Below are 12,838 nucleotides of genomic sequence, written 5' to 3'. Positions count from 1 at the left end.
TTGTGCGAAAGCGTAGTGCTAACGTAGCGACAGCAACAGATGTTTTTTGTGCGAAAGCGTAGTGCTAACGTAGCGACAGCAACAGATGTTTTTTGCGCGAAAGCGAAGCGTCAGCGGCATGAAGTTGGTCACTCAGTCGTGTGTTGTTGCTGTCGCTGCGCTTTCGCACAGATAAATTGACACAGGACGTGGCGTTCTTAGAATGAGTTCCTCTATTTCACTGGATGTTTGGACAACCACTGAAAGAAGTTAAAATAGGAACGTCTATGAAATTAGCGTATAATAGAGTCTGCGATAAATTGAAATAATAGAATTGAAGTTATTGTCTTCAAACAAGATAGGAGCGGAATTTGTCTTGTGGACGAGGTATAAACGCCTTTTACTAATAGGTATTATGATAATCATGCTACTTTCGAGTTGCAATCCGTTTTCTCATCAGGAAACGCAAAACAAAGGATTAATGGTGTTAACGGTAGAGTTTAATAGTGGTGCACCCATACCTAACCTTTATATAACTGCTACAGATGTAGAGACAGGTAAGGTAGTGGAGGATGCGGTTGGCTCGGAAGAGGGCGAAGCAACATTTTCGAAGCTTATCGAGGGACAGAAATATGCTATGGCGGCAACTACGCTTGAAAATAGTACGAAAAACGATGATTATACGACAATCGAAAATTTTACATATGATGCGACAAAGCCATATTATCGATTGGAAACACATTTTTTTAGGGACGAGCAAGAGCTGGATGTACCAGTTGTTATGCAAAATCCTGAATTACCACATGGCTGTGAAATAACATCATTAACAGCTGTATTAAATTATTATGGGCTAGATGTTACGAAGCTGGAAATGGCTGATAACTATTTACCAAAGCAAAAAATAAGTACTGTAGGCGGGCAACGATTTGGTCCAAATCCAGCACAGGCCTTTGCAGGTAATCCTCGTGATAAAGCACATGGTATGTATGTCTTTGCAGCTCCGATTGTCAAAGCCGCAGAGGCAGTAATAGCAGATAAACAGGCAGACTTACGAGTGACAAATATGAGTGGTGCCTCGCAGGACGAAATTTTACAGCTTGTCCGGGAGGGGGTCCCAGTTGTCACATGGGTTACATTGGATTTATCAGAACCAAAAACAAAATTAGCTAAGGGCTGGATCTATGAAGGTGAAACAGTGCCGCATAAAGCGTTTATGAACTTACATGCTGTTGTTTTAACGGGACATTTAGGCGATAAAGTAGTTGTTATGGACCCATTAAAAGGCTTTGTCACTTATAATGTGGATCAGTTTTTTAAAAGCTATAAAGAGTTAGGTGAACAAGCTGTAGCCGTTCATAAATGATTCAAAGAAGAGTTATAAGGAGTACAAGGAAAGTATGTTACACTTGTAAAAAAGGTTCGTCACTGGGGATGAAACCAGCGTTATGGTGAGAGCCTAAAAAAAGCTAAAGTGAGTTGAGTAGAATGGCCATTGAGCACGCTTTTTTACCGGTTTTATTAGGAGATGAAATGAATGCTTACGGCATGGCAAGAGCATTTTACGAGTCCTATGGCGTTAAACCACTTGCATTAAATCATACGAATATGGAGAAAATACAGCAGAGTGACTTATTAACATTTCGTGAAGTTCCAAGACTCCATATTGAAGAACGTTTTGTCGTGGCGTTAAAGGCAATAGCAGAGGAATTTGCAGATAAAAAATTGCTGTTATTAGCCTGCGATGAATTTTACGTAAAAAAAATTGTGAAGCATAAAGAGGAGCTAGCAGAGTATTTTGTAGTTCCTTATGTGGATGCTGAACTTGCAAACGAGCTATTGACACGTGAGAGCATGTATGAACTTTGTGCGAAGTTCGGCTTTCATTATCCGGCAATGCATGTTTGCACTGTCAATGACTATGAGGAATTTGACATGCCTTTTGAATATCCAGTTGTCATTAAACCTATGAATATGACAAAGTATGCTACATGTATTTTTCCTGGCAAGAAAAAAGTATATATAGCAAAAGATAACGACGAAAAGGATGCTATTTTCCATGCGATTTATAAGGAATCGGCATACCGAGATGACTTAATGGTACAGCAATATATTCCTGGCGAAGATGCTCATATGTGCGTCGTAAATGCTTATGTTGGGCAAGATAGTAAGGTAAAGCTGCTATCTGTAGGTAACCCAATTTTAGAGGAGCATTCTCCAGAGGGGATTGGTCGCTATGTAGCAATCATGACAGCATACGATAAAGACTTAATGGACCGCGTAAAATTGTTTCTAGAGGAAATACGATTCCAAGGTTTTGCCGCGTTTGATATGAAGTATGATGAACGTGATGGTCAATATAAGTTATTAAGTATTGAATTACATAATGAACTTTCAAATTATTATGTGACTGCAAGTGGCTATAATTTAATGCAATATGTTGCGGATGATTTTATCCGCGGAAGCAAGCAACAGCTAACATATGTTCAGAACAAGCATCTTTGGACAATTGTGCCAAATGGTGTCCTCTTTAAATATGTACAAAATGAACAGCTCGTGATTGAAGCGAAAAGCCTTATTCGCCAAGGGATGGCAACGGATTCCGTCTTTAATTATAAGGATATGAATGCGAAGCGTTGGTTAAATATAACGCTAGATAATTTAAGCTTTTATCGCCAATATAAGAAATATTTTAACAACAAAGGTCTGTCAAACTAATGAAAAAACAAACTTTAGGTATAATTGGTGGCGTTGGTCCACTTGCAACGATGTTTATCGGTGAAATGATTGTAAGACGTACGAAGGCAACGAAGGATCAGGAGCATCTACATACAATCATTGATAATGATACGAATATCCCTGATCGTACTGCCTTTATTTTAGATAGTACAAAGGAAAATCCTGTACCAGTGATAGTCGCAGATGCAAAAAAGCTTGCTTCTGTTGGGGCAAATGTGATTGCTATTCCATGTAATACGGCACATACCTTTTATGATGAGATTGTTGAAGGTTCTCCAGTTCCCGTATTACATATGATAAGGGAAACGGCAAAGCGCGCCTCTGATTTAGGGGCAGAGCGTGTAGGTATTTTAGCGACAACGGGTACATTAACCTCACGTATGTATCAAGATGCGTTAGAGGAATTTGGTATAACACCAGTTGTACCAGACGATATGATGAAAGAAAAAGTCATGTCTATTATTTACGATTATGTAAAGGCTGGAAAAGATGTCTCTCAGGAGGACTGGCAGCCGATAGAAGAAGCAATGCTTGCACTTAATTGTGATCGTATCGTATTAGGATGTACTGAATTATCAATCGTCAATCGAGATTTAAAATTAAGTGACACATATATCGACTCATTAATCGTGTTAGCAGAACGTGCTATAGAAGCATGTGGCTATGAATTATTAGATTAACAATTGAATGAAAGAAATAAAAATCTGTTCGCTTTTCGCAGGTAAGTTGTAAACCTTCAAAGAAGCTCAAGTGTCTATGAGAGCTTGAAGGCTGACAAATCCCTTGCATAAGTCGCGCAGATTTTTTTTATTCGCATACTCAAAATTCGATAGGTGAAACTAAGAAGGCCTCATTATAACGATTATATAATGGTTTACGTACTTATGAAGTAGGAAAATGATTAGTGTGTTAAACTAGTGTCAAGTAGATAGAAGGTGGGAAATTACATGTCAGTAATAAATGTATTAAATGAAGATTTACAAGCAAAATGGAAATTTGAAGAGCCGATGAAAATTCAAGAAGAAATGATTCCAGCAATGCTTGAGGGCAAAGATATTGTAGCCGAATCACCGACAGGGTCTGGGAAGACTTTAGCATATGTACTTCCTTTACTAAATAAAGTAAACGGTTCAAAAAAACAAACACAAGGACTTATCGTAGCGCCGTCACAGGAACTAGCAATGCAAATTGTAGAGGTTATCCGTGAATGGACAGCAGGTTCTGATATTACGGTTCAACAACTAATTGGTGGGGCAAACTCTGCACGTCAAATCGAAAAGTTAAAGAAAAAACCGACAATAGTTGTAGGAACACCTGGCCGATTAAATGAATTAGCACGTGCTGGAAAATTAAAGCTAAAAGAAATTGAAACAGTTATTTTAGATGAGTGCGATCAGTTACTAAGTCGTGAATATCGTGTTGTCGTAAAATCCTTTATCGAAAGTGCAGCATTTGGGCGACAAGTAGTTGTTGTTTCAGCAACAATTACGGAGGAAATTGAATTAGTGGCTAGTCGCATGATGTTCGAGCCGGTACGTTTCAAAATTAAACCTGAGGATATGTTAAAGGTTGGTAAAGTTGTACACTCTTTCGTGAAAGTGGAGGAGCGTGATAAAACTGATTTCTTACGCCGACTATCACATTTAGAAGGATTACGTGGGTTGGCTTTCGTCAACAATATCGATCAATTGCTAATGAAGGAAACGAAATTACAATATCGTACGGCACCGATTGTGACATTACATTCTGACATGAAGAAGGAAGAACGTAAAAAGGCGTTAGATGCTTTCCGTAAAGGTGATGCGCGTATTTTAATTGCTACAGATATTGCAGCACGTGGTTTAGATATTGAAGGTTTAACACATGTTATTCATGTCGATGTCCCAAGAACAATTGAGCAGTATTTGCATCGTTCTGGTCGTACAGGTCGTGCTGGAGCAGATGGTGAAGTATTAACGTTATTATCTTATCGTGATGAAAAAACGTATAAAAAATGGACAAGAGATATTTCTGCGAAACCTGTACAGAAAGTATGGCATGAAGGCAAGCTAGTGGAGGGTAATTCAAAAACAATTGGACAAAAGCGAGGTAAATAATATGACGTTTGAAGAAAAATTACAAGCATATGCAGAACTTGCGATAAAAGTCGGTGTCAATATTCAACCTGGGCAATACTTATTAGTTAATACATCAGTGGATGCACTAGATTTTGCCCGTTTAGTCGTGAAAGAGGCTTATAAGGCTGGTGCAGGACGTGTTCATGTTAATTTTTCAGATGATGAAATGGATCGTGCTTACTTTGAGCATGCCTCAGATGAAGAATTTAATCGTTTCCCAGAATGGGTAGTTAAAATGCGTGACGAGGTGATCGAACGTAAAGGAGCACTATTATGGATTGATGCTGCAGACCCTGATAAATTAGCGGGTATATCAGCAGATCGTCTAGCTACCCATCAGAAGGTATCAGGAGCTGCTCTGAAAAACTATCGCAACGCCGTAATGAAGGATTTAATAGCTTGGTCGATCGTTGCCGTCCCTTCACCAAAGTGGGCATCGAAAGTATTCCCGAACTTAGCAGCTGGGGAACAAGTACCAGCATTATGGGAGGCCATTTTTAAAACTGTTCGTATCGGTGAAGGCAATGCTGTTGAAAACTGGCGTGAACACGTAGTAAATTTAGAATCTCGTGCGGCTCTACTGAACAATAAAAAATATGCGAAGCTACACTATACAGCGCCAGGCACTGATTTAACAATTGCATTAGCGCCACAGCATAAATGGCTTACTGGAGGTAGTAAAACGCCTGATGATACTATCTTTATTGCTAATATGCCGACAGAAGAAGTTTATACGTTACCGATGAAACAAGGTGTAAATGGCTTTGTAAGCAATACAAAACCATTAGTTTATCAAGGGAATATTATCGATGGCTTTAAACTGACATTTGAAGAAGGAAAAATTGTTAAGGCTGAAGCACAAGTAGGACATGATATATTACAGGAGCTTATTAATGTAGATGAAGGCTCTTGCTATCTAGGCGAGGTAGCACTTGTACCACATGAATCACCAATTTCAGCATCTGAGATTTTATATTTTAATACATTGTTTGATGAAAATGCATCGAACCATTTAGCGATTGGTGAAGCTTATCCAACTTGCTTAGAGGGTGGAAGAGATTTAGAGAACGGACAGCTTGAAGCGTTAGGTGCAAATATTTCAGTTACTCATGAGGACTTTATGATTGGCAGCGGTGAGATGGACATTGACGGTATTTTACCAGATGGAACTGTAGAGCCAATTTTCCGCAAAGGTAGCTGGGCATTTTAGGCTCTTGATTTAATTTCTTTCAGCAAATGTCTTGGTAGCGAAAGCGAAGCGTCAGCAATTATGCCGAGGCATAATTGATAGAAAGGAGTTGGGCAGATGAAACGATTACTAAGCATAATTGGTGCAGCTATACTCATAATGGTATTTGGCGTTTCATCTGCTTTTGCTCAGTCTGAAAACTACCTGTCAATTGGAGATTCCTTGGCGGCTGGTCAAACGCCTTATCAACAGATTGATACAGGCTACAGTGATTTAATCGCCATGAAATTAGGAATGACTAGGCAATTGAGTTTCTATAATGGCAAATGCATTTTTACATGAATATAGTGGAAGTAAAGCTCTAGCCATTTCTTCAAACGAATTGCCAAAGCCTAACCCTACTTCATTCGAGCAGATTTTAAAACAACTAGCGAAGGCAGAGCAGACACGAGAAGAAAAAGAAAAGCCAAGCCCTACTGCGCGTGCCATTCAAGGTTTTACAGGATACATTGCTTTTATAGAGAAGGAAAAACTAAGAAACGTTTTAATCATAACTATTTGTAACAGGGCATCGACAGTGATGCTCTTTTTTATGTTAAATATATATCAAAATATAAGTGACGGATAGAACTCTCGGGGCGACAGATGGAATCGTCAGAGCGACGGAAAGAACCGAAGCGACGGAAGGAATCGTCGAAGCGACGGAAAGAATCCCTGAAGCGACGGAAAGAACCCCCGAAGCGACGGATACCCCGACACCTCAGTTCCCACGTTATGATGAGGAGCCAAATTATAATTTTCAAACTAATAAAAGGAAAAACACTCAATACATTAGCCGTGATAAAATGAAATAGACAGGAGGCGCAAAGAATGAAAATATTTCATACAGCAGATTGGCATTTAGGGAAGCTTGTACAAGGCGTCTACATGACAGAGGATCAACATTATATTTTACAGCAATTTATGCTAGCCATAGATGAGGAAAAACCGGATGTTATCGTTATAGCAGGTGATTTATATGACCGTTCGATGCCCCCTATTGAGGCAGTGAATTTACTAAATGATATTTTGGCGGAAATTGTGCTTGATAAAAAAATACCTGTGTTAGCGGTTGCCGGAAACCACGATAGTGCAGGTCGATTGAACTTTGGCAGTAGCTTAATGAGTGATAGTGGCTTACATATTAAAGGCCAATTTACGAAAGATTATGCACCGATAGTTTTACATGATGAGTATGGTGAAGTACATTTTCATCTCGTACCTTATGCAGAGCCGGCTTCAGTACGGACTATTTTAGAGGATGATTCTATTCGATCTCATCAAGAGGCGATGGAAAAAATTATCGAACATATTGGGCAAAGTTTAGATCCAACAAAACGTAATGTTTTTGTTGGACATGCCTTTGTGACGAAGTATGGAGAAGAGGAAGCGAATACGAGTGATTCTGAGCGACCTTTATCAATAGGAGGCTCGGATTGCATAAATGCAACGCTATTTAAGTCTTTTAATTACACAGCACTTGGACATTTGCATAAAGCGCATTTTGTATTGAATGAAACGATTCGATATGCTGGCTCTCCATTGAAGTATTCATTATCGGAGCACTTACATGAGAAGGGCTTTTTAATAGTTGAGCTAGATACACAGGGAGAAATCACTGTCACAAAACGAAAGCTTTTAGCGAGACGAGATTTACGTGTGGTAGAGGGTTTAATGGATGATTTATTGCAATTACCACCAAGTGATGATTATGTATTTGTACGCTTAACAGATACTACGTCAGTAACTTCGCCGATGGAACGTATTCGTACAGTGTTTCCTCATGCGATGCATGTTGAGCGAAAAGTAATACGCCAAGAAGTACCACATGAAATTCAGTCGGTAGAGACAGAGAAAATAGAAGACATCGATTTATTCCGATCATTTTTTACAGATATAATTGGTGTACAGCCAGATCAAGATACAGAGCGTCTATTTACAGAGATGCTGCAAGAATTATTAGATGAAGAGCGGGAGACAGTAAAATGAAGCCTTTAAAGTTAACGATTACTGCATTCGGTCCATATAAAAATACAGAGGTTATTGATTTTCAACAGCTTGGTGAGCATCGCCTATTTGCGATTTCCGGAAAAACAGGTGCAGGGAAAACGACGATTTTTGATGCTATATGCTATGCACTTTACGGAGCGGGTAGTGGTGAAGATCGTCAGGATACTGCTATGCTACGAAGTGGGTTTGCAGATGATGATGCGTATACTGCGGTGGAACTCGTTTTTGAAATGCATGATAGAGTCTATCAAATTTTACGTCAGCCAGGTCATATTAAAGCAAAAAACAAAAGTGTTACTGGCAAGAAAATTGAACTAGCTGAAATCAAAGGAGACACGCTTGATTATAATATTGTAGAAAAGCAGCAAACGCTTGAGGTAGATAAAAAGCTACAGGAAATAATAGGCCTCACAAAGGATCAGTTTAGTCAAATTGTTATGCTGCCACAAGGTGAATTTCGCAAACTGTTAACCTCAGATTCTACGAATAAAGAAGTTATTTTACGCAAAATTTTTAAAACGGATCGCTTTGGTGCGATGACAAAAAGACTTGATGCGAAACGAAAAGAAGCGGAAAGTGATTTACTGCGTGCTCAACAATTAAAGGAACATCTTCTTGGCCAAATTGCAGGCGCTTTACCACAGCGTTCGTCATCTTTATTTACTTGCATTACTAATAATACTGAAAATATGCATCAGCTGAAGAAGGCTTTGGAAGAGGAGCAGACCTATTATACGGAATGTATACAATTGGAACAGCAGCGCTATAAAGAAGCTTATGCACATCATCAAAAAGAGCAAGAATTTTATAGTAGAGCAAAAACACTGAATGAGCAATTTGATGAGCAAACGAATCGTCAAAACCGTCTGCAAGCATTGTTACAAGAACAAGATGTATATAGCGCAAAAGAACGTGAAATTGCATTAGCAGAGAAGGCGGAGCGTCTTGTCATACTTGAGCAACAATGCATCGATCTACGTGCTGAGCAAAATCGTAAAGAACAATCTTTTCAGCAAGCAATGACAGAGCAGCAAAACGCAGAAGCTCAGTTAAAAATAGCACAGGAAAAGTTTAACGTTGAAGAGGCGAAAGAACCTGAACGTCAACACGTTCTACAACAGGAGATACAGCTGCAAGCATTATTACCGACATTCGAGGCATATGAGAACACTCTGCAGCAAATGCAAATAGCTGAACAATATGTTGCAACAGCAAAGCTAGCAGTAGACGATAATAGTAAAATCGTAGAAACAGGACAAATGCAAGTTCAGCAACTAGCAAAAACAATGGATCAATATGAAAAACAACTTGAGCCATATGAAAGTTATTTAGAACAGCTCCCGAAGCTGAAAGAGCAAGTATCATTACTAGCACAAGTTGAAAAATACACGAGAGCAGTTGCAACTGCGGAGCAGGATGTAGCCATTACTAATGTCCGTTATCAAGAAAGTAAGCAGGCTCTTCAAAAGCTGGAGCAGCAATGGATTGCGAGTCAGGCAAGTATTTTAGCACAGCAGCTTAAGGACGGAGAGCCTTGCCCAGTGTGCGGTAGTACAACACATCTCGAAACACATTCTGAGCAATTAGAGATTATCGAATTAGCACAAGTAGAAACTTTACGAGGAAACGCTACTACTGATGAGCGCAAGTTTTTAGAGAAAGAAGCTTTATTGAATTCTACTAAGCATCTTCTACAAGAGGCGCTAGAACAGTTAGAGAAGAATGAAATCGATCGATTGAATCAAGCGCAAATTGTAGCTTATTTACAAAATATAGAACAACAAATTACAATTTTAAAAGTAGTGAGCAATCAATTATCTGATGTACGCTTGCAACAAAAGGATCATCGTGCACGACTGGAGCAGCTACAAGAAAAGCACATAAAACTAGAGCAATATTTAGCTGAAAAGGCGAAGGAATTGACTAAGCAACAAGCAATTGTGGAAGAGCAGCAAAAGCATATTCCAGAAAATCTTAAGACGCTTCAGGCATTGAAGCAGGCGATAGCTGATATAGGTTCACAAAAGGTTGCATTACAAACTGCATGGAATCTCAGTCAACAAAATCTGCAATCTGCTAAAGAAGCAGCAAATAATGCTAGAATGACCGTAGAAATTGCGAAACAGGCTTTTGAGGAATTAAAGCTGAAAATGGATGAAAAGCGCGAGCAATTTTCAGTAAGTATGACGGAAGCAGGCTTTGAAAGCTATGAAGAATTTGCTACTGGGAAGCGTAGCGTGTTGCAAATAGAAGCTTTACGGAAGGCTTGCAGTGATTATGCATTGCAAATCCACACATTACAAGTACAAATTGCTGAGGGAACGAAGCATCTTAAAGGGCAAGAGAAGCAAGATTTAACGGCGATGGAAGAAAAGTTAGAGATGCTTCGTGTCACATATGAGGAAGCCTTTAAAGTATTGCAACAGATCGAAGGATTTGCGAAAGCTTGCGGAGACTTTATCGAAAAAGTTGAGGAGACCGAACAGGAGATTCGCTTACTTGAAAAAGAGGCGGGACGAGTGAAGGAACTTTATGCAATGTTAAATGGACAGAATGCGAAAAAGCTGTCTTTTGAGCGTTATATTCAAATCAATTATTTAGATAAAATTACAGAGGCAGCGAATGTCCGGCTTTATCATTTATCCAATGGTCAATTTGAGCTCCGACGTTCAGATCGATTAGAAAAGCATGCCAAGCAAAGTGGGCTAGGACTAGATGTGTATGATGCCTATACGGATCAATTACGAGATGTGAAAACATTATCAGGGGGAGAAAAGTTTAATGCGTCTTTAAGTCTTGCCCTTGGTATGGCAGATGTCATTCAAAGTTTTCAAGGTAATATCCGCATTGAAACGATGTTTATTGATGAGGGCTTTGGTTCTCTCGATGAAGAAGCGTTAAATAAGGCGATTGATACGCTTATTGATTTACAAGATTCCGGACGCATGATTGGAGTTATTTCACACGTTGCAGAGTTAAAAGCTACAATGCCCGCTGTGTTGCATGTCGAAAAAACAATGAACGGTCATAGTCAAACATATTTTGAAGTGAAATAACAAAGAGGCGTATCTCCGTTGCATGGAAATACGCCTTTTTGTTATTTTTTAGTTACATTAGGATTTGTTCCTTTTTTTGCAGCGATTACTTTTTTTACAATCGGGATAACGATAGGTGCTAATTTTACTGCGGTTTTAACAACTTTAGATACTTTCACAAAATAACAGCTCCTTAAGTACTATCTGTTCAAGGTTGAAACTGAAACTTATCGGATCACGCGAACAGCTTGAATAATATTCCAAATAACGACTCCTAATGAAATGAGAATGTAAATTGCGAATGAAGCAAACCAAATGATAAGAAACGAACTGCTACCTGAATCTGGCTCAAAATTGGTGCTGAATGATAAAGTTGAGAAAATAAAGACTGCAAATAATATAATTCCGAATGCGACTGGGATTAAATGTGATATTAGTGCTCGAATAGAGTGACTCTTTACATCGCTATCTTTTGTAACAAAGTAAACGACTAATGGCACAATAAAGGGTGCGAATAAAATACTGAGATAACTAAAGGCAGATAAAATTTTTTGGTTCTCCATAGTTGTACCTCCTTTTTTAATATTTACGCATGAAAAACAGTAAAGTTTCAAAAAATAATGTGGAAGAGGTTGTAATCGTAACGGTGTTTGCGTACAATGAGGTTGTTCAAATAAATTAAGATGTAACGACCACAAGGGGAGCTGATGATGTCAGCTGAGACTGGGCACGTAATGCCTTGACTCTTTGAACCTGTAAGTTAACACTTGCGTAGGGATGTGGATAGAAACCGACACTTTTACGATGTGAGGCTCTGTCCTGGCATCGTTTTTTATCTTTATTGATGCCTGATGGGACATATTTGCCAACTGTTTTCTATTCCTGCTCTTGTATCCTACATCGGAACAAAGGAGAGAATAATTTTATGGACAATAAAAGACTTTTAATGCTTGTGGAGATTGCGATATTCGCAGCGATTGGCCTTGTGCTTGATCAGGTTTCTTTTAAAGTATGGGCACAAGGAGGCTCTGTTAGTCTAGTGATGGTGCCAATTATTTTAATAGCATTCCGCTGGGGACTTATTCCAGGACTGACAACGGGTTTACTCATTGGTGTAATGCAAACAATGTTTGGTGCCTATATTGTGCATTGGCTTCAAGGATTACTTGATTATGGTGTTGCCTTCACGGTAGTCGGCTTAGCGGCCGTTGTTCGTCGACCAGTGCTCGAGGCTGCTAAAGCGTTAAACAAAAAGAAAATGGCGCTTTATATTATTTTAGGAACTGTATTAGCGGGCTTTTTACGTTATGCAGCACATACCATTGCGGGCGCTGTATTTTTTGCAGAGTATGCTGGCGATCAAAATGCATGGATTTATTCAATCATCTATAATGGAACATATATGCTACCAGCAACAGTTTTAACGGCAATCGTCGGTGTTCTGTTATTTACGGCAGCACCTCAATTAATGCAACGAAAATCATAACTAATATGCCCTTCACATGAGTGAAGGGTTTTTTATTATTAGTAAATTGAAAGATGAGTCATTTTTCTTAGCTCATCACCATAGCATGAGGTTGATTTCCGTTCCGGCTGGGCGCTTTGTTGCTGACGCTGCGCTTTCGCACAGATAAAACATTTGTTGCTGACGCTGCGCTTTCGCACAGATAAAACATTTGTTGCTGACGCTGCGCTTTCGCACAGATAAAACATTTGTTGCTGACGCTGCGCTT

At 39.2% G+C, this 12,838-nt stretch carries 12 protein-coding genes and 1 riboswitch; of the genes, 10 read left to right on the top strand and 2 right to left on the bottom strand.

All coding sequences use genetic code 11. The features are described from left to right. Positions 1-355: 355 nt before the first annotated feature. The 9 genes from ABH968_RS27265 (at position 356) to ABH968_RS27225 (ending at position 11,126) form a co-directional block, all read left to right on the top strand. Positions 356-1,342, top strand: coding sequence for a C39 family peptidase (locus ABH968_RS27265; protein ID WP_370049091.1), 987 nt, complete (start codon positions 356-358; stop codon positions 1,340-1,342). 122 nt (positions 1,343-1,464) lie between these two features. Then, positions 1,465-2,694, top strand: coding sequence for a carboxylate--amine ligase (locus ABH968_RS27260; RefSeq protein ID WP_370049089.1), 1,230 nt, complete (start codon positions 1,465-1,467; stop codon positions 2,692-2,694). Next, on the top strand, positions 2,694-3,395 hold the full coding sequence (cuyB, locus tag ABH968_RS27255; protein WP_370049088.1) for a cysteate racemase: 702 nt from the start codon (positions 2,694-2,696) through the stop codon (positions 3,393-3,395). Before ABH968_RS27260 ends, cuyB begins: the two co-directional genes overlap by 1 nt. Positions 3,396-3,662: 267 nt before the next feature. Then, positions 3,663-4,811 (top strand): DEAD/DEAH box helicase, encoded by a 1,149-nt coding sequence (locus tag ABH968_RS27250; RefSeq protein ID WP_370049086.1) that lies wholly within the window; start codon positions 3,663-3,665, stop codon positions 4,809-4,811. Position 4,812: 1 nt separating this feature from the next. Continuing rightward, the gene (locus tag ABH968_RS27245) at positions 4,813-6,042 is read left to right on the top strand and encodes an aminopeptidase (RefSeq protein ID WP_370049085.1); all 1,230 of its coding nucleotides are present in this window, start codon (positions 4,813-4,815) and stop codon (positions 6,040-6,042) included. A 96-nt stretch (positions 6,043-6,138) separates the two neighbouring features. After that, positions 6,139-6,363 (top strand): hypothetical protein, encoded by a 225-nt coding sequence (locus ABH968_RS27240; RefSeq protein WP_370049083.1) that lies wholly within the window; start codon positions 6,139-6,141, stop codon positions 6,361-6,363. Next, entirely contained in the window at positions 6,341-6,649 is a 309-nt protein-coding gene (locus ABH968_RS27235; RefSeq protein WP_370049081.1) for a hypothetical protein, read from the top strand. Before ABH968_RS27240 ends, ABH968_RS27235 begins: the two co-directional genes overlap by 23 nt. 242 nt (positions 6,650-6,891) lie before the next feature. Then, positions 6,892-8,049 carry an exonuclease SbcCD subunit D gene (locus tag ABH968_RS27230; protein WP_370049080.1) on the top strand — a complete coding sequence of 386 codons (1,158 nt, stop codon included), beginning with the start codon at positions 6,892-6,894 and terminating at the stop codon, positions 8,047-8,049. Then, a complete protein-coding gene (locus ABH968_RS27225) occupies positions 8,046-11,126 on the top strand; it encodes an AAA family ATPase (protein ID WP_370049078.1) in 3,081 nt (1,026 codons plus the stop codon). Before ABH968_RS27230 ends, ABH968_RS27225 begins: the two co-directional genes overlap by 4 nt. 206 nt (positions 11,127-11,332) lie before the next feature. Here ABH968_RS27225 and ABH968_RS27220 read toward each other — a convergent pair whose 3' ends face one another. Then, positions 11,333-11,668 (bottom strand): magnetosome magnetite crystal formation protein family, encoded by a 336-nt coding sequence (locus tag ABH968_RS27220; protein WP_370049076.1) that lies wholly within the window; start codon positions 11,666-11,668, stop codon positions 11,333-11,335. Positions 11,669-11,792: 124 nt separating this feature from the next. Next, positions 11,793-11,900: riboswitch (TPP riboswitch) on the top strand. A gap of 130 nt (positions 11,901-12,030) precedes the next feature. On the opposite strand from ABH968_RS27220, the gene thiT reads away from it, so the two are divergent. After that, complete coding sequence (thiT, locus tag ABH968_RS27215; RefSeq protein ID WP_370049074.1) at positions 12,031-12,591, top strand: energy-coupled thiamine transporter ThiT; 561 nt, start codon at positions 12,031-12,033, stop codon at positions 12,589-12,591. Between the two features lie 38 nt (positions 12,592-12,629). On the opposite strand, the gene ABH968_RS27210 is transcribed toward thiT, so the two are convergent. Next, positions 12,630-12,838, bottom strand: a 209-nt coding sequence (locus ABH968_RS27210; RefSeq protein ID WP_370049073.1) for a hypothetical protein, incomplete at its 5' end; no start/stop codon positions are given.

It is taken from the genome of Lysinibacillus sp. RC79 (assembly GCF_041262405.1).
Taxonomy (GTDB): domain Bacteria; phylum Bacillota; class Bacilli; order Bacillales_A; family Planococcaceae; genus Lysinibacillus.
The sequence above is the reverse complement of the archived record's forward strand: the minus strand, read 5'-3'. Positions and strand labels throughout refer to the sequence as shown.

Coding starts and splice junctions, on each gene's coding strand:
- ABH968_RS27260 (WP_370049089.1), top strand. CDS start 1,465: ATGGCCATTGAGCACGCTTTTTTACCGGTTTTATTAGGAGATGAAATG.
- ABH968_RS27230 (WP_370049080.1), top strand. CDS start 6,892: ATGAAAATATTTCATACAGCAGATTGGCATTTAGGGAAGCTTGTACAA.
- ABH968_RS27240 (WP_370049083.1), top strand. CDS start 6,139: ATGAAACGATTACTAAGCATAATTGGTGCAGCTATACTCATAATGGTA.
- ABH968_RS27220 (WP_370049076.1), bottom strand. CDS start 11,668: ATGGAGAACCAAAAAATTTTATCTGCCTTTAGTTATCTCAGTATTTTA.
- ABH968_RS27235 (WP_370049081.1), top strand. CDS start 6,341: ATGGCAAATGCATTTTTACATGAATATAGTGGAAGTAAAGCTCTAGCC.
- ABH968_RS27250 (WP_370049086.1), top strand. CDS start 3,663: ATGTCAGTAATAAATGTATTAAATGAAGATTTACAAGCAAAATGGAAA.
- cuyB (WP_370049088.1), top strand. CDS start 2,694: ATGAAAAAACAAACTTTAGGTATAATTGGTGGCGTTGGTCCACTTGCA.
- ABH968_RS27245 (WP_370049085.1), top strand. CDS start 4,813: ATGACGTTTGAAGAAAAATTACAAGCATATGCAGAACTTGCGATAAAA.
- ABH968_RS27225 (WP_370049078.1), top strand. CDS start 8,046: ATGAAGCCTTTAAAGTTAACGATTACTGCATTCGGTCCATATAAAAAT.
- thiT (WP_370049074.1), top strand. CDS start 12,031: ATGGACAATAAAAGACTTTTAATGCTTGTGGAGATTGCGATATTCGCA.